The sequence below is a fragment of the Arthrobacter sp. TJ-263 genome (genome assembly GCF_058269155.1).
Map to the genome: position 1 here is coordinate 455073 of NZ_JBZCNE010000002.1, position 15135 is coordinate 470207.

General features: G+C 72.1%; 14 protein-coding genes. 10 read left to right on the forward strand and 4 right to left on the reverse strand.

What is annotated here, in order from left to right; translation table 11 throughout:
* The first annotated feature begins 4 nt into the window (after window positions 1–4).
* Together AC4D2F_RS12595 and AC4D2F_RS12600 are read left to right on the forward strand one after the other, a co-directional pair.
* Window positions 5–1000 carry a CPBP family intramembrane glutamic endopeptidase gene (locus AC4D2F_RS12595; RefSeq protein ID WP_490910836.1) on the forward strand — a complete coding sequence of 332 codons (996 nt, stop codon included), beginning with the start codon at window positions 5–7 and terminating at the stop codon, window positions 998–1000.
* A 14-nt stretch (window positions 1001–1014) separates the two neighbouring features.
* Window positions 1015–1878 (forward strand): NmrA family NAD(P)-binding protein, encoded by an 864-nt coding sequence (locus AC4D2F_RS12600; RefSeq protein WP_490910837.1) that lies wholly within the window; start codon window positions 1015–1017, stop codon window positions 1876–1878.
* Between the two features lie 26 nt (window positions 1879–1904).
* Here AC4D2F_RS12600 and AC4D2F_RS12605 read toward each other — a convergent pair whose 3' ends face one another.
* Window positions 1905–2576: a pentapeptide repeat-containing protein gene (locus tag AC4D2F_RS12605; RefSeq protein WP_490910838.1), complete on the reverse strand. Its 672-nt coding sequence runs from the start codon at window positions 2574–2576 to the stop codon at window positions 1905–1907.
* 135 nt (window positions 2577–2711) lie between these two features.
* Here AC4D2F_RS12605 and AC4D2F_RS12610 point away from each other — a divergent pair, with 135 nt between their 5' ends.
* The 4 genes from AC4D2F_RS12610 (at window position 2712) to AC4D2F_RS12625 (ending at window position 7505) form a co-directional block, all read left to right on the forward strand.
* Window positions 2712–4196, forward strand: coding sequence for an APC family permease (locus AC4D2F_RS12610; protein ID WP_490910839.1), 1485 nt, complete (start codon window positions 2712–2714; stop codon window positions 4194–4196).
* A 69-nt stretch (window positions 4197–4265) separates the two neighbouring features.
* Window positions 4266–4733 (forward strand): hypothetical protein, encoded by a 468-nt coding sequence (locus AC4D2F_RS12615; protein WP_490910840.1) that lies wholly within the window; start codon window positions 4266–4268, stop codon window positions 4731–4733.
* 102 nt (window positions 4734–4835) lie between these two features.
* A complete protein-coding gene (glsA, locus tag AC4D2F_RS12620; protein ID WP_490910841.1) occupies window positions 4836–6650 on the forward strand; it encodes a glutaminase A in 1815 nt (604 codons plus the stop codon).
* Between the two features lie 9 nt (window positions 6651–6659).
* Entirely contained in the window at window positions 6660–7505 is an 846-nt protein-coding gene (locus AC4D2F_RS12625) for an SDR family oxidoreductase (RefSeq protein WP_490910842.1), read from the forward strand.
* Here the strand turns inward: AC4D2F_RS12625 and AC4D2F_RS12630 are convergent.
* The gene (locus AC4D2F_RS12630) at window positions 7492–8751 is read right to left on the reverse strand and encodes a glycosyltransferase 87 family protein (protein ID WP_490910843.1); all 1260 of its coding nucleotides are present in this window, start codon (window positions 8749–8751) and stop codon (window positions 7492–7494) included. The genes AC4D2F_RS12625 and AC4D2F_RS12630 overlap by 14 nt on opposite strands.
* 109 nt (window positions 8752–8860) lie before the next feature.
* On the opposite strand from AC4D2F_RS12630, the gene AC4D2F_RS12635 reads away from it, so the two are divergent.
* Window positions 8861–9277 carry a VOC family protein gene (locus tag AC4D2F_RS12635; protein WP_490910844.1) on the forward strand — a complete coding sequence of 139 codons (417 nt, stop codon included), beginning with the start codon at window positions 8861–8863 and terminating at the stop codon, window positions 9275–9277.
* A gap of 6 nt (window positions 9278–9283) precedes the next feature.
* Here AC4D2F_RS12635 and AC4D2F_RS12640 read toward each other — a convergent pair whose 3' ends face one another.
* Complete coding sequence (locus AC4D2F_RS12640; protein ID WP_490910845.1) at window positions 9284–10255, reverse strand: D-2-hydroxyacid dehydrogenase; 972 nt, start codon at window positions 10253–10255, stop codon at window positions 9284–9286.
* A gap of 7 nt (window positions 10256–10262) precedes the next feature.
* On the reverse strand, window positions 10263–11543 hold the full coding sequence (locus AC4D2F_RS12645; protein WP_490910846.1) for an AI-2E family transporter: 1281 nt from the start codon (window positions 11541–11543) through the stop codon (window positions 10263–10265).
* A 45-nt stretch (window positions 11544–11588) separates the two neighbouring features.
* Between AC4D2F_RS12645 and AC4D2F_RS12650 the strand changes: the two genes are divergently transcribed.
* From AC4D2F_RS12650 to AC4D2F_RS12660, 3 genes are all read left to right on the forward strand, one after another.
* Window positions 11589–12251, forward strand: coding sequence for a ScbR family autoregulator-binding transcription factor (locus tag AC4D2F_RS12650; RefSeq protein WP_490910847.1), 663 nt, complete (start codon window positions 11589–11591; stop codon window positions 12249–12251).
* 206 nt (window positions 12252–12457) lie between these two features.
* Window positions 12458–13432, forward strand: a complete 975-nt coding sequence (locus AC4D2F_RS12655) for an aldo/keto reductase (RefSeq protein WP_490910848.1) — start codon at window positions 12458–12460, stop codon at window positions 13430–13432.
* 31 nt (window positions 13433–13463) lie between these two features.
* Window positions 13464–15134 carry an amidohydrolase gene (locus tag AC4D2F_RS12660; protein WP_490910849.1) on the forward strand — a complete coding sequence of 557 codons (1671 nt, stop codon included), beginning with the start codon at window positions 13464–13466 and terminating at the stop codon, window positions 15132–15134.
* Window position 15135 lies beyond the last annotated feature (1 nt).

Genomic DNA, 15135 nt, shown 5'->3' on the forward strand with positions numbered 1-15135 from the left:
GAACATGGAACAGGTCGAGGAGCAGTTCGCATTCCACCGGCTCGCACGGTCGTGGCCGCAGCACCGCTGGTGGAGGCCGCTCCTCACCGCCCTGCTCGGCGGCGTGTTCTACGTCGTCCTCATCCTCCTGGTCCTGGTCACGGGGCTCGCGCTCGCCAGCCTCACACCCACCGGCGTCGGGCCCTATTTCGACGCGCTGTCGGTGCTGGACCTCAGCAACCCGGTGATGTTCGCGTTCACCCTCGTCTCCCTGATCCTGATGATCCCCGCGCTCGCCCTGGCCGCCCTGATCATGGGCCCCCGGCCGATCGGCCTGCTCTCGTCCGTGGCAGGCCGGATCCGGTGGCGCTGGCTCGCGGTCTGCGCGGGCGTCTCCGTCGGTGTGTTCCTCGTCAACCTCGCGGTCTCCTTCGGGGTCGGCGCGCTCTTCCCCGCGGAGGCGGAACCGGCGCCCCTCCCGCCCGAGACGTCCACCCTGCTGATCCTGCTGACCCTGTCCGTCCTCGCCGTCCCGTTCCAGGCCGCCGCGGAGGAGTACGTGTTCCGCGGGTTCCTGATGCAGGCCATCGGCAGCTGGCTCCGCCACCCCGCCTTCGCGATCCTGCTCCCCGTGCCGCTCTTCGTCCTCGGCCACGGCTACGATCCGCTCGGACAGGCCGACGTGGCGATCTTCGCGATCTTCGCGGGCTGGATCACCTGGCGGACGGGCGGGCTGGAGGCCGCGATCGCGGTGCACGCGGTCAACAACATGACCATCTTCGTCCTCGGGGCCTTCGGCCTCGTGGATGTGAACTCCACCGAGGGGTCGCTGAGCGGACTCGTCCTGTCCGCCGCGACCATGGCCGTCACGGCCGTCATCATCGTCCGCCTGGCGGACCGCCGCGGCGTCGCCCGGACGCGGACCGTCACCCGGTGGCCGGCGCTGGAGCCGAGGACCCCGGTCCCGGGTCAGCCCCTCCCCCCGGCGGCCGACCGCCGGTCACCGACCGCCGACGCCTGACCGCTCGAGGACCCATGTTCGCCGATGTGTCATCCCCCGTCCTCGTCACCGGGGCCACCGGCAACGTGGGCCGCCCCCTCGTGGCGTCCCTGCGTGCCATGGGAGTCCCCGTACGCCCCGCGAGCCGGCGCGGGACGGACCCGGACGGGGCCGCCTTCGACTTCGGCGTTCCGGAGACCTGGCCGGCGGCCTTCGACGGCGTGACCACCCTGTTCCTCGTCCGGCCGCCGCACCTGGCGAACGTCGCACGGGACATGGTGCCGTCCCTCGTGGAGGCACGCCGCCGCGGCGTCCGGCACGTCGTCCTGCTCTCCGTCCAGGGCGCCGACCGCGTGCCGGTCCTCCCCCACGCCCGGCTGGAGCGGTGGCTCCGGGCCTCGGGCATGGCCTGGACCTTCCTGCGCCCGTCCTACTTCGACCAGAACCTCAGCACCGTGTTCGCGGCCGACATCCGCGACCACGACCGCATCCTCGTCCCCGCAGGAGCAGGCCGGACGGCGTTCGTGGATGCCGTCGACGTCGCGTCCGTCGCCGCCGCGATACTCCGGGAACCCGGCCTCCATCGCGGGCGCTCCTGGTCCCCGACGGGCAGGGAGGCGCTCACCTGGTCGGAGGTGGCCCGGACCATCTCCGAGGTGCTCGGCCGATCCGTGACCTACCGCGACCCGGGCGTCCTCGGATACTTGCGGCACGCCCGCACGGATCTCGGGATGGAGACGGCCATGGCCGCCACCACCACGGTCATCCACGCATCGGCCCGGCTCGGCGTCGCGAAGCACCTGACGGACGACGTGCGGCGTGTCACGGGCCGGGAACCGCTGTCCTTCCGGTCCTTCGTCGACCGCGAGCGGGCAGCCTGGGATCGGCCCGGCGCCTAGCGCTCCCCCCGGCGCAGCACCCCGCCTCAGGCCTCGACCCGCAACCCCATGCCCTCGGCGAGGAAGGGGGCCAGTACCAGCAGCTGGTGCTCGTCGATCGTGGCGCCCCGCAGACCGTCGAGGCCGTCGATGCCGCGGAAGCTGCTGGTACGGAGGTCCACGTCCGTCAGCCGGGCGCCGTCGAGCGTGAGGGTACCGACGGTGCAGTCCCGCAGGGCCAGGCGCGTGGCCAGGGCGCCGGTGAGGTCCAGCTCGCCGATGATGCACCCGCTCAGGAGGACGTCCGTCAGCCGGGCGCTGCGCAGGTTCACGTAGTCGAGCTTCCCGCCGTCGAGGTGGACGCCGTCGAGCCTGCTGTCGTACAGCTCCGCCGATCCCCACCGGGTGCCGCGCAGCGAGGTCTCGCGCCAGGTGCTGCGCGGCGCCCGGAGGACCGGGGCGAAGAGGTCCTCGAAGGAGCACCCGATGACGCGGGCGCCGCGCAGTTCCGCGTCGTTCAGGGACACCGCCTCGAGCATGCACTCCTGCAGGGTGATCCCGGCAAGGTCCTCGCCGTCGAGCACCAGCCTCTCGTAGTGCTCACCCTCCCGGTGGTCGCCGTCGAGCAGGTCCGGCGCGTCGACGCGGACGAGGCCCCTCGGCGGCTGCAGGGTCAGGCGGGGCGCATTCGTGGTGCTGCGCGTGGGGCGCAGTGGCATCGCTGGATCCGTTCGTCGTCTCGTCGCTCCGGCCCGGCCCGGCCGGGCCGGGCCTCCATCCAACCACCGACGCAACACTTCTCCCGAAACGAGCCATCTCATACAGTGGGTCACCCGACCGAGGATGGAGCCGACATGCCGACACCCGACAGCACGCCCGACAGAGCACCGGACAGCACGTCCGGGACAGGGACCGAGGACGCCTCCCTCCTGAAGGTCCTCGGCAACTGGGACGCCCTCGCCCTGGGGTTCGGGGCGATGATCGGCTTCGGCTGGGTGGTGCTGACCGGCGGCTGGATCGCGTCGGCCGGCACGGGCGGAGCGGTCCTCGCGATGGTGACGGGCGGCGTCATCATGGGCGTCGTCGGCCTCACCTACGCCGAGCTGACCGCCGCCATGCCCAAGGCGGGGGGCGAGCACAACTTCCTCCTGCGCGGCATGGGCCCCCGCTGGTCCTTCGTGGGGTCCTGGGCCATCACCGGCGGCTACGTCACGATCGTCGCCTTCGAGGCGGTGGCCCTTCCACGGACCGCCGAGTACATCTTCCCCGGCCTGAGCCGCATCCCCCTCTGGACGGTCGCCGGTGACCAGGTGCACCTGACGTGGGCTCTCGTCGGCGCGATCGCCGCCGTCGTCGTCACCCTCATCAACATCCGCGGCGTGAAGATCGCGGGGGCCGCGCAGACCTTCGTGGTGGTCTTCCTCCTCGTCATCGGACTGATCCTGGTCTTCGGCAGCGTCACCGGCGGATCGGTGGCCAACATGGAGCCCTTCTTCACGGGAGGCTCGGCCGGGTTCTTCGCCGTCCTCGTCGTGGTGCCGTTCCTGTTCGTCGGCTTCGACGTCATCCCGCAGTCCGCGGAGGAGGTGGACATCCCCGCCCGGCAGATCGGCCGCCTCGTCGTCGTCGCCGTGATCCTCGCGACCATCTGGTACGTGATGACCATCCTGACCACGTCGTCCGCCATGCCCGCGAGCGAGCTCGCCACCACGGACATCGCGACGGCCGACGCGATGGGCGCGATGTTCGGCTCGGACCTCATGGCCAACGTGCTCATCGCCGGCGGCATCGCGGGCATCCTCACCTCCTGGAACTCGCTGCTCCTGGGGGCGTCCCGCCTCATGTACTCCATGGCCCGCTCCGGCATGCTGCCCCGCTGGTTCGGGGTGCTGCACCCGCGCTACCGGACTCCGGTGAACGCCCTGATCTTCATCGGCGCGCTGTCCTTCGCGGCACCGTTCTTCGGCACGCAGATGCTCGGCTGGCTCGTCGACTCCGGTGCCCCCAGCATCGTGCTCGCGTACATCCTGGTGTCGCTCGTCTTCGTGATCCTGCGCCGCCGCGAACCGGGGATGGAGCGGCCGCTGCGCATCGGCGGGGCGGGCAACGGGGGCACCGTGATCGGCTGGATCGCCGTCATCCTCTGCATCGCCCTGCTCAGCCTGTACCTGCCCGGCATGCCCGCGGCCCTGACGCCGCCGCCGTGGATCCTCTTCGGGCTGTGGTGGATCCTGGGCGCCGTCTTCCTCCTGCGGATCCCCCGTGGCATAGCACCAGGGCACGACGCCGAGGAACGGCTCCTCGACCGGCTCGCCGATCGCGCGGGACGGGCCCGCTGACCTTACGGCCGGCGGCGGCAGGACGCGTGCTTTACTGGGGTCATTCGTCGATCCAGGGGGAGGCAACCGATGACCGGTGACGGCTCGCGGTCCGTGCACGATCCACGCTACGAGGGCATCTACCAGCGTGGTGGTGCCTCCGCTCCGGCAGCGAGGAGAGGCTCACCGGCCCCCGGCGCTCCCGCCCTGCCGCCGGTCGCCGAACCGCACGGCCCCGCGACCTCCGTGATCCGCGAGGTGGCGCCGGAGCCGGACGGCCCGGCGGCCGGTGCGGCGTCCCCGCGCAATCCGTTCGACCCCTGGATCTGGGGCGTCGCCGGGGTCCTCGTGGCACTCGGTGCCTACCTCCTCGCGGCACCGGTGATCCACGCGCAGCAGTACGCCGAGGCGATGACCTCTGTGCAGATGGGCCCCTACGCCGCTCCCTGGTTCAGCTACGTGAGCATGGCCGCCCCGATCCTGCTGATGCTCGGCGTCGCCACGGCCGTCGTGCAGCTCTTCGTGCTCTCGATCCGCCACACGCTGACTGCACGCTGACCGGGTGCTGATCGACTGCTGATCGAGTGCTGATCGCATGGTGATGGGTCGCCGAGCGTTCGCCGATCAGGGGCAGGGCGCCGCCCCCGTAGTGTGGAGAGCATGGAATCCCCGATCGAGAGCTACCTGAAGACCATTCACCGGGAGATCTCCGATCTCAGGGACGGCAAGCCCTACAGCACCATCCCCGCGATGGCGAACGTCGACCCCGACAACTTCGGCATCTGCCTGACGACGGTGGACGGCTACATGTACGAGATCGGTGACACCCGCGAGGAGTTCACCATCCAGTCCATCTCGAAGCCCTTCACGTACGGGCTGGCGCTGGCCGACCTCGGCATGGAGGCCGTGGACGCGAAGGTCGACGTCGAGCCGTCCGGGGACACGTTCAACGAGATCTCCCTCGCACCCGGGAGCGGCCGCCCGTCGAACGCGATGATCAACGCGGGCGCACTCACCGCCACGTCCCTCGTCCGGTCGCGGGGCGGCAACACGCGCTTCAAGCGGATCCTCAGCACCTACTCGCAGTTCGCGGGCCGACAGCTGGGCGTCGACGAGGAGATCTTCCGCTCGGAGGTCGAGCACGGCCACCGCAACCGCGCGCTCGCCTACCTGCTGCGGTCCTTCGACATCATCGAGTCGGATCCGACGCCGGTGATCGAGGACTACTTCCGGCAGTGCTCGGTGATGGTCAACTGCATGGACCTCTCGGTCATGGCGGCCACGCTCGCGAACTCGGGGCGCAATCCGCTCACGGGCGTGGAGGTGATGGACCTGCTCGCCGTCGAGCGGGTCCTGTCCGTCATGACCACGTGCGGCATGTACGACGACGCCGGGTCCTGGATCAGCACGGTGGGCATGCCCGCCAAGAGCGGCGTGGCCGGCGGCACCATCGCCGTCCTGCCCGGCCAGGTGGGCCTCGCCATCTACTCGCCGCCCCTCGACGAGCACGGCAGCAGCGTCCGCGGCATGGCCACGAGCCAGCGCCTGTCCCGTGACATGGAACTGCACTTCGTCCGTGCCGCGCGGGCCGGGAAGTCCGCCATCCGTGCCACCTACGACATCCTGGCCGCGCCGTCGGGCATCCGGCGGACCGACGAGGCGATGGACGTCCTCCGGGAGCACGGGCACCGGGCCCAGGTGATCGAACTCAACGGCGACCTGCTCTTCGCGGGCACGGAGTCCATGGTGCGCGAACTGAGCGGGCTCGACGACGACGTCGACTTCGTGATCCTCGACCTGCGCCGCGTCGACGAGGTCGCCGACGTCTCGCTGCGCCTGCTCGGCGAGGTGCGGGAGAACCTCACGGCCATGGGGTGCGACCTCGTGCTGATCGACGGCGAGGGCACCCTCGCGGAGACCTTCAAGGACGTGGACCGGCCCGTCCCCACCTTCGACACGCGCACCGCCGCCGTCGAGTGGTGCGAGAACGAGCTCATCACGCGGTACGGCGGGGACCTCCTGCTCCCCTCGACGGTGGAGGTGTCCCAGTGCCCGGCCCTGAGCCCGCTCACCGCCGAGGACGTCGAGGCCCTGACCCTGCGGATGGAGGACCGCACCTACGAGGAGGGCCACGTGGTGCGGCGCGTGGGGCAGTCCTTCGGCGGCGTCTACTTCATCCTCTCCGGCAAGATCGTCACCTCGGTGCCCGGCCCCTCCGGCGAGCGCCTCAAGCTGACCACCCTGAGCGCCGGCATGACGTTCGGCGAGCTGGCGCTCGGCAGCGACGACCGCCAGGAGACCACCGTCAAGGCACTGGAGGACGTGCACGTGAAGGTACTCACGGCCCAGGCCATCCGGGCCATCGAGAAGGAGGACCCGAACCTCGCCGTCGAGCTCTGGAAGGCGCTGACCCGGGACGCCTACACGCGCGTGGACCTGTACCTGCGCGAGACCGCAGTGCGGATCCGGGACTAGGGACGCGCGATGACGGTACTGATTGCAGGCTGCGGGGATCTCGGGACCGAGGTGGGGCTGCGTCTGGCCGCCCGGGGCGAGCGGGTGGTCGGCTGGCGCCGATCGGCCGGACGCCTCCCCGCCGCGATCGAGGGCGTGGCCGCCGACCTGACGGGGGACCTGCCGCCCGTCCCGGCGGACACCGACGTGGTGGTCATCGCCACCGCCGCCGGGGACCGCACCGAGGCCGCCTACCGCAGTGCCTACGTCGACGCGACCCGCAACGTCCTGGCCGCACTCCGGCGCGACGGCGTCACGCCCCGGCGGATCATCTTCGTCTCCTCCACGGCGGTGTACGGGGACTTCGACGGCGCTCTCGTCACCGAGGAATCACCGGCGGAGAGCACGGCCCCCACGGCCCGGCTGGTCCGGGAGGCCGAGCAGGTCCTCCTCGGGGGCTCGGCCAACGGGACGGTCCTCCGGCTCTCGGGCATCTACGGCCCCGGCCGCACCCGCCTGATCGACCAGGTGCGGAGCGGGAGCGCGGTGCTGCCCTCCGAGCCGCAGTGGACCAACCGGATCCACCGCGACGACGCCGCGGCCGCGATCGTGCACCTGGTCACCAGGGTCGCGTCCCCCGCGCCGATCTACCTCGGCAGCGACGAGCTGCCGGTGGATCTCGGCGAGGTGCTGAGGTTCCTCGCCGCCGAGCTGGACCTGCCGGAACCGCCGGCGGGTGAGCCGACGTCGGGCCGGGGCGGCGCCCGCCGCGTGGACAGCAGCCTGCTCCGCGCGACCGGCTTCACCTTCGAATACCCGACCTACCGCGAGGGCTACCGGGCGGTGCTCGCCGGACAGGGCGTCAGGCACCCCTAGGCGAGGCGGCCTCCGCCGCCGAACGCGCCCGCGCCGTGAGGCGCCCCAGCCGCACGAGCGACCACACGAAGATGCTCACCACGAGCAGGTTCCGCAGCGTCAGGAGGACGGCGACGGCGGGGTTCAGGTCGTAGCGCAGGGCGTCGTAGAACACGGGGTAGACGAGCGTGGTCAGTGCGGCCGTCGCGAGCATCGCGATCGCCGGGTAGCGCCACTCCGCCGCCCGGTCCAGCACGAGGCCCGCGGCGATCGTCGCCGTGATCCACAGCATGAACTGCGGCGAGCCCACCTTGTTGAACACCACCAGGGTGCTGACGAGGGCCAGCGATCCGGTGGCGAGCAGCGCCCCCGGCTCGGCGCCGCGGTGCAGGGCGATCGCGAGGAACACGGCGACCAGGAGCACCGTGAGGGCGAGCAGCGGGGACATCAGGTCCCCCACCAGTCCGCTCAGGGCCCCCCGGACCTCCATGGTGTTGATGACCTCGTCCTCGAAGAAGTAGGCGCCGGAGGTCCCCGTGATCGCCTGCCACACTCCCGGCGTGCTGAGCGGGGCCTCGAGCTGCATGCCGCGCGCGCCCTGCGCGCTCAGGAAGCCGGTGAGGTTGCGGACGTCGCCGAACACCGCCACCACGACGGCGATGCCCGCGGTGAGCGCGGCGCCCGCCGCGAGGATCCGGAGCCGGCCCTCACGGACGACGACGAGCGCGGCGAGCACCACGGCGGCCGGCCACACCTTCATCCAGGTGGCGGCGCTGAGCAGGAGGGACGCGGCGAACGGGCGCGTGGCGACGATCAGCAGCGCCGTGATGACCAGCGGCGCGGTCAGCCCGTCGATCCTGCCCACGGCCACCGGCCCGAGGAGCGCGGTGGCGGTGAGCCACCAGTAGGCGGCCGTGAACGACGACGGCGTGCCCCGCCGGATCAGCGCGGCGACACCGACGGCGTTGAGGCCCGCGAAGAGCACGAACCAGGCGAACTGGTACAGGTGGGGTCCGAACACCGCGGCCACGAGCATCGGGGCGAGCGCGCCGGCCGGGTAGACCCACGCCGTGTCGATGCCCTCCCACACGCCGTCGCCCAGCGCCTGGTACGCCCACTCCCGGTAGAAACGCACGTCGCTGAGCACTCCCCCGCCGAGGATGAAGGGCAGCAGCCGCGCGAGGAATCCGGCGTGGACGAGGGCGAAGAACAGCCAGACCGAGCGGGCGCTGTTGCGGGTCTCCGGACGGGGCGGGCGGATGCGCACGGATGGCTCCTGATCGGCGGGTGGCGGCAGCGGCCATCGTCTCACCCGCCGCGTGGCACGCGCCAATCTACCCGGCGCCCTCGGGACCGCGGGGGCATACCCTTGGGCGATGACACGGCGCGAGGTGTTCCCGATCATCAACTGCAGCGACCTGGCCTCCACGTGCGCGTTCTACGAACGCGTGTTCGCGGCCCTCCGGATCTACCGGTTCCCCGAGGAGGGTGAACCGGTCTACGTCACGCTGCGCATCGGGGACGGGCAGCTCGCCCTGGGGGTCGGCACGTCGCCGGCCCTGTACGGCGCCACGCCCCTGCCGGCCAGAGGCCACGCGGTCGACGTCTGCCTCTACGTGGAGGACCTCGCGGCCGTCGTCGCCGCCGCGCGCGAGGCGGAGGCGCCGGTGCCGCTGCCTCCGACGCCCATGCCGTGGGGTGAGATGGTGGCCTACGTCCGCGACCCGGAGGGCACCATGCTGCTGGTCATCCAGGCGCCTGCGGAGGCGCGCCCGGAAGGCCGGCGACCCTGACCGGGACTACCCCCTGGAGGGCACGTAGCCGAGCGCCTTGTCGACGACGCCGGGCAGCGGCCGGCCCTCCAGCCACAGCAGGAAGTTCCGCTCGAACTGCGCGGCGAGGTCGTCCAGCCAGGAATCGGCGTTGCTGGCCATGTGCGGCGTGACGAGGACCGTCGGCAGGGACCACAGCGGATGGTCCGCCGGGAGCGGCTCGACGGCGACGGTGTCCAGCACGGCGCCCGCGATCATCCCGCCCGCGAGGGAGCGGACGAGCGCCTCCTCGTCCACGAGCCGGCCCCGGCCCACGTTGATCACCACCGCCGACGCCGGAAGCGCCCCGATGACCTCCGCGCTCACGAGGTTCTCGGTGGCCGGCGTCAAGGGCGCCACGAGGACGAGCCAGTCGACGTCGCCCACCACACCCGCCAGGTCGGCGGAGGCATGGATACGGCCGAAGTCGTCGTCGTGCCCGACGGCGGTGCGGCCCGCCCCCTCGACGCGCACCCCGACCGCCCGGAGGAGCCGCGCCGTGTGGCGGCCGATGCTGCCCGTGCCCACGACGAGCGCACGGGTCCCGGCGATGTTCCGGCCCTCACGCCACGCCCACTGCCCGGCCCGCTGCTGATCGCGCAGCGGACCGAAGCCCTTCGCGGAGTGGAGCATGGCGCCGAGCACGTACTCGGCCATCGGCTGATCGAAGACGCCGTGCGCGTTCGTGACGACGACGTCCGAGGCCACGAGCCCGGGGAACAGGAGCTTGTCCACGCCGGCCGCGGCGACGTGCAGCCAGCGCAGCGATCCGGCGGCATGCCAGGCAGCGGGCAGCGCCCCTGAGAAGTAGTCCCACAGGTAGAGCACCTCGGCGCCGTCGAGCGCGCGGTCGAGGTCGGCGGCCTGCGCCACCCTCACCTCGGCGAGCTCGGCGACGCGCTCGAGCCCCCGCACGGGCCGCGCCCCCTCGAGCACGGCCACCACCGGTCGGCTGGGCACCGGCCGGCTACGCACCGGACTGGTCGGGGCTGTGCCCGAGGGGCCCGGCTTCCGTCGTCGTCACCGCGGGGCCCTGCGGCGGTCCGTCCCCGGCCCCGGCACCCCGTTCCGGCTTGTACTCGGTGGACAGGTCACGGAGGTAGCGGAGCACCACGATCGCGACCGCCGTCGTCGGGACCGCGAGGAACGCACCGATGAGCCCGAACAGGGTGCCGCCCACGGTCACGGAGGCGAGGACGACGGCGGGATGGATCTCGAGCGTGCGGCCCACCAGCAGCGGCTGGATGAAGTTGCTCTCGAGCTGCTGGACCAGCACCACGAGTCCGAGCACCACCAGGGCGCTCACCCAGCCGTACGCGAGGAAGGCGACGAGGGTCGCCACGAGGCCGGACACGATCGCCCCGACCACGGGGATGAAGGCGGAGAAGAACACGAGCACGGCCAGCGGGATGGCGAGCGGGATGTCCAGCAGCACGAGGCCGAGCCCGATGAAGAGGGCATCGACGAGCGCGACGGTGGCCTGGGCGAAGATGTAGGAGGACAGCGTCTTCCAGGTCCCGCTGGCGATCGTCGAGGCGTGGCCGAAGGCGGCGGAGTTCGTCCAGCGGGACGCCCACGGCATGAAGCGGTCGCCGTCCTTCAGGCAGAAGAACGTGAAGACGAGAGCCAGCAGCACGACGACGGTCAGGGACGTCAGCTCGCTCAGCCCCGCCGTGATCCCGGTGACCACGTTCCCGACGTTCGCCTGGAGCTGGGTCAGGGCGGTGTCGACGACGTCGTCGAGGCTGGCCGCGTCGAAGTTCAGCGGTGGCCTGCCGACGAAGTCCACGAGATCGGTGACGTTGTCGCGGGCCAGGCTGGAGAGTTCGGTGACGCCGCTCGCGATCGCGGGGATGGTCGCCGCCCCGATGCCGACGACGACCCCGAGGAAACCGAGCAGCGTCAGGAGGGCGGCCAGGACCTTCGGCAGGCCCTTGCGCAGGAACCGGTTGACGGGCCAGAGGACCGAGGCGAGGAGCAGCGCGAAGAGCGTGGGCAGCACGATCGACCACAGCGCCCCGGTGACGTACCAGAGGACCACGAGGCCTGCGAGGACGATCAGCGCCCGGGCGGTCCAGACCGCGCTGACCCGCAACCCGTCCGCGAGCGCACGGGGGCGGAAACGACGGGCCACGGTGGACCCGTGCGGTTCCGCTCCCCCGCTGCCTGCGACCCTGGATGGTCCGGTGGCGGAGGGAGTGGGGGTGTCGCTCTGGCCGCTCTGGCTCTCGGGGTTCTCGCGTGTCACGTAGCCATCCTGCCCTACCACCCGGCCGTGCTGGAGAATTGCGTCATGAGGCAAGCGACACTCCCCCCGGCCCGGCAGCAGGCGCGCGCACGGTCCACCCGCTCGGCGATCATCCTCGCAGCGGCCGGCGTCTTCGAGGAGTACGGGTACGGCAACACCTCCCTGGCCGCCGTCGCCTCCGCGGCAGGGGTCACCAAGGGGGCCCTGTATTTCCACTTCGCGTCGAAGGACGCCCTCGCGGTGGCGGTGATCGAGGAGCAGCACGCGCTCGCGTCGGCGGACGGAGCCCGCGTCCACGCCCTGGGTCGGTCGGCGCTGGAGACGATGGTGCTGATCTGCCGAGGATTCGCCCTCCAGCTGATCGAGCATTCCGTCATGCGCGCCGGGATCCGCCTGACCTTCGAGGCGTCGGCCTTCGGGCACGACGTCCGCCGGCCCTACCTCGACTGGGTGTCGCGTTTCGGTGAGCTGGCCCGGACGGCCCAGCAGGACGGCGACCTGCGCCAGGACCTGGACGCCGATGCCTTCGCGCGGGTGGTCGTCGGTTCCTACACCGGCGTGCAGATGGTGTCCAACGTCCTCACGGGCCGGGCGGACGTGATCGAGCGGCTCGCCGACCTGTGGCAGATGCTGTTGCCGGGCGTCGTCGGGCCGGACCGGCACGAGCGGGTCCCGCAGCTCGTCGCGCTCTTTCGTGACGGTCCGTGACGGACCGACGGAATAAACCGGTCGAACGGTTTGTTTCGGGGCCGATCGCCGCTAGTGTTGCTGCTGGCACTGCAGGGTCTCCGTGGGGGAAGCACCCTGCCCGGTCCCGAGGGATCGTGCCCCGGGCGGCCCGCGGCTGCGCTTCGCAACCGCGGGCTGCCCGAACTAGGCTGGCCGGACATCCCCCACGCCAGCAAAGGTGACGTATGCGCTACGTGAAACTCGGTTCGACCGGCCTCGACATCTCCCCGCTCGCCCTCGGCTGCATGAGCTACGGCTCCCCCGACCGCGGCAACCACGCCTGGACCCTGCCGGAAGAGGAGAGCCGCCCCCTGATCCGCGCCGCCGTGGAGGCGGGCATCAACTTCTTCGACACCGCCAACGTGTACTCGGACGGCTCCAGTGAGGAGATCGTGGGCCGCGCGCTGGCCGATTTCACACGCCGCGAGGACACCGTGATCGCCACGAAGGTGCACGGCCGCATGCACGAGGGACCCAACGGCGCCGGGCTGTCGCGCAAGGCGATCCTGGCGGAGCTGGACAACAGCCTGCGCCGCCTCGGGACCGACTACGTGGACCTCTACCAGATCCACCGGTTCGACCCGGCGACTCCCCTGGAGGAGACCCTCGAGGTGCTGCACGACGTCGTGAAGGCGGGCAAGGTGCGCTACCTCGGGGCGTCCTCGATGTACGCCTGGCAGTTCTCGAAGGCCCTCTACCTGCAGCGCATCAACGGCTGGAGCCGGTTCGTCACCATGCAGGACCACTACAACCTGATCAACCGCGAGGAGGAGCGCGAGATGTACGGACTGTGCGCGGACCAGGGCATCGGCGTCCTGCCGTGGAGCCCGCTCGCGCGCGGGAAGCTCACCCGCCCGTGGGACGAGACGACGGCGCGCTCGGAATCGGACCAGTTCGGCAGGACGCTCTACGGCACCCTCGACGCCGACCGCCGCGTCTCCGATGCCGTCGGGACGGTGGCGGAGGCCCGCGGCGTTCCCCGCGCCCAGGTGGCCCTCGCCTGGGTGTCCCGCAAGCCGGTGGTGTCCGCGCCGATCGTCGGGGTCGGCAAGCCCCGGCACCTCGAGGACGCCCTCGCCTCCCTCGACCTCGACCTGACGGACGCGGAGGTCCTCGCACTGGAGGAGCACTACGTGCCGCACCCCCTCGTCGGGTTCTGATGCCGGTCCTCCCCGGCGGCGGCTGACCCGCATGCCCGCCGACCTCGTCCTCCACAGCGGCCGTGTCTTCGACGGCCTGTCCCTCCACCCCACCGCGACGGCGGTCGCCGTCACGGGCGGGGCCCTCTCCGTCGTCGGGACGGACGCCGAGGCGCTGGCCGCGGCCGGCCTGCGCACCGACGTCGTCGACCTGCGCGGACGCCTCCTCACGCCCGGCTTCACGGACGCCCACGCGCACACCTTCATGGGCGGCATCGAAGCCCTCGCGTGCAACCTCGCGGAACACCGGGGGGCCGGCGGGGTGCAGCGTGCCGTGGCCGCCCATGCCGACGCGACGGGCGGGCAGGGCTGGATCACCGGGGCCGGCTGGTACAAGGGCGACTACGACGGGGGGTTCCCGGACGCCCGCGTGCTCGACGCCGTCGTGCCGCACCGGCCGGTCTACCTCATCAACCGGGACCACCACAGCGCCTGGGTCAACACGGCGGCCCTCGGGCGGGCCGGCATCGACGGGCGCACCCCCGACCCGCCGGACGGGTGGATCGGCCGCAGGGCCGACGGATCGCCGAGCGGCATCCTGCACGAGGGCGCCATGTCCCTCGTCGCCCGGCTGCTGCCGCCGATCACCCAGGCGACCGTCGAGGCCGGCATCCTGTACGGCCAGCGCCACCTCCACGCCCTCGGCGTGACGGGCTGGCAGGAAGCGATCATCGGCGACTACGCCGGCTACCCCGACGCCGCCCCCGCCTACCGCTCGCTCGCGGCCGCGGGGCGGCTGACGGGTCGGGCGACCGGCGCCCTCTGGGTCCCCCGGGGTCTCACCGTGGAGGACGTCCCGGATCTGGTCAAGGACTTCCGGGAGCGCCGACGCGTGAACGCGGAGGCGGGCTTCCCGACGTCGAGCGCGAAGATCATGGTCGACGGCGTGCCCGAGAACCGGACCGCGGCCCTCCTGGACCCCTACGAGCCCGCCGGCTGCGGCTGCGTCGGTCCTTCCGCGTCCGACGCCGACCGCGGCCCCACCTACCTGCCGCCGGACGTGCTCGACGCCGTCGTCGCCGCGCTGCAGGCCGCGCGGTTCGACCTCCACCTGCACGCCATCGGCGACCGCGCCGTCCGGACGGGCCTCGACGCCGTGGCGCACGCCCGGGCGGTGGTGCCGTCCGACGGCTCCTGGCAGCCGCGGCACACCATGGCCCACGTGCAGCTGGTGCACCCCGACGACGTCCCGCGCTTCGGATCCCTCGGGGTGACCGTCAACGCGCAGGCGCTCTGGGCCTGCAGCGACGAGCAGATGCGGTCCCTCACGGTGCCCCTGATCGGCGAGGACCGGGCGCAGTGGCAGTACCCGTTCGCGTCGATGGTGTCCGGCGGGGCGCCCCTCGCTCTGGGCTCCGACTGGTCCGTCTCCGACGCCGATCCGTGGCAGGCGATCCACGTGGCGGTCAACCGGACGCACCCCGACCACCCGGGCATCCCGCCCCTGGTGCCGGAGGAGGCCCTGACCCTCGAGGCCGCCCTGTCCGCCTACACGGCAGGCTCGGCCCGCGTCACCCGGTCGACGGCGGGCATGGTCCGCGCAGGCCTCCCCGCGGACCTGGCGGTCCTGGCCGTCGATCCGTTCGACGTCGAGGCCGCCGACCTGCACGCGGTGGCCGTCGACCTGACGATCGCGGGAGGGCGCGTGGTCTTCGAACGGTAGC

Bases quoted from the DNA above. Each gene is read 5' to 3' on its own strand.
- AC4D2F_RS12595 (WP_490910836.1), top strand. From the start codon at position 5: ATGGAACAGGTCGAGGAGCAGTTCGCATTCCACCGGCTCGCACGGTCG.
- AC4D2F_RS12600 (WP_490910837.1), top strand. From the start codon at position 1,015: ATGTTCGCCGATGTGTCATCCCCCGTCCTCGTCACCGGGGCCACCGGC.
- AC4D2F_RS12605 (WP_490910838.1), bottom strand. From the start codon at position 2,576: ATGCCACTGCGCCCCACGCGCAGCACCACGAATGCGCCCCGCCTGACC.
- AC4D2F_RS12610 (WP_490910839.1), top strand. From the start codon at position 2,712: ATGCCGACACCCGACAGCACGCCCGACAGAGCACCGGACAGCACGTCC.
- AC4D2F_RS12615 (WP_490910840.1), top strand. From the start codon at position 4,266: ATGACCGGTGACGGCTCGCGGTCCGTGCACGATCCACGCTACGAGGGC.
- glsA (WP_490910841.1), top strand. From the start codon at position 4,836: ATGGAATCCCCGATCGAGAGCTACCTGAAGACCATTCACCGGGAGATC.
- AC4D2F_RS12625 (WP_490910842.1), top strand. From the start codon at position 6,660: ATGACGGTACTGATTGCAGGCTGCGGGGATCTCGGGACCGAGGTGGGG.
- AC4D2F_RS12635 (WP_490910844.1), top strand. From the start codon at position 8,861: ATGACACGGCGCGAGGTGTTCCCGATCATCAACTGCAGCGACCTGGCC.
- AC4D2F_RS12650 (WP_490910847.1), top strand. From the start codon at position 11,589: ATGAGGCAAGCGACACTCCCCCCGGCCCGGCAGCAGGCGCGCGCACGG.
- AC4D2F_RS12655 (WP_490910848.1), top strand. From the start codon at position 12,458: ATGCGCTACGTGAAACTCGGTTCGACCGGCCTCGACATCTCCCCGCTC.
- AC4D2F_RS12660 (WP_490910849.1), top strand. From the start codon at position 13,464: ATGCCCGCCGACCTCGTCCTCCACAGCGGCCGTGTCTTCGACGGCCTG.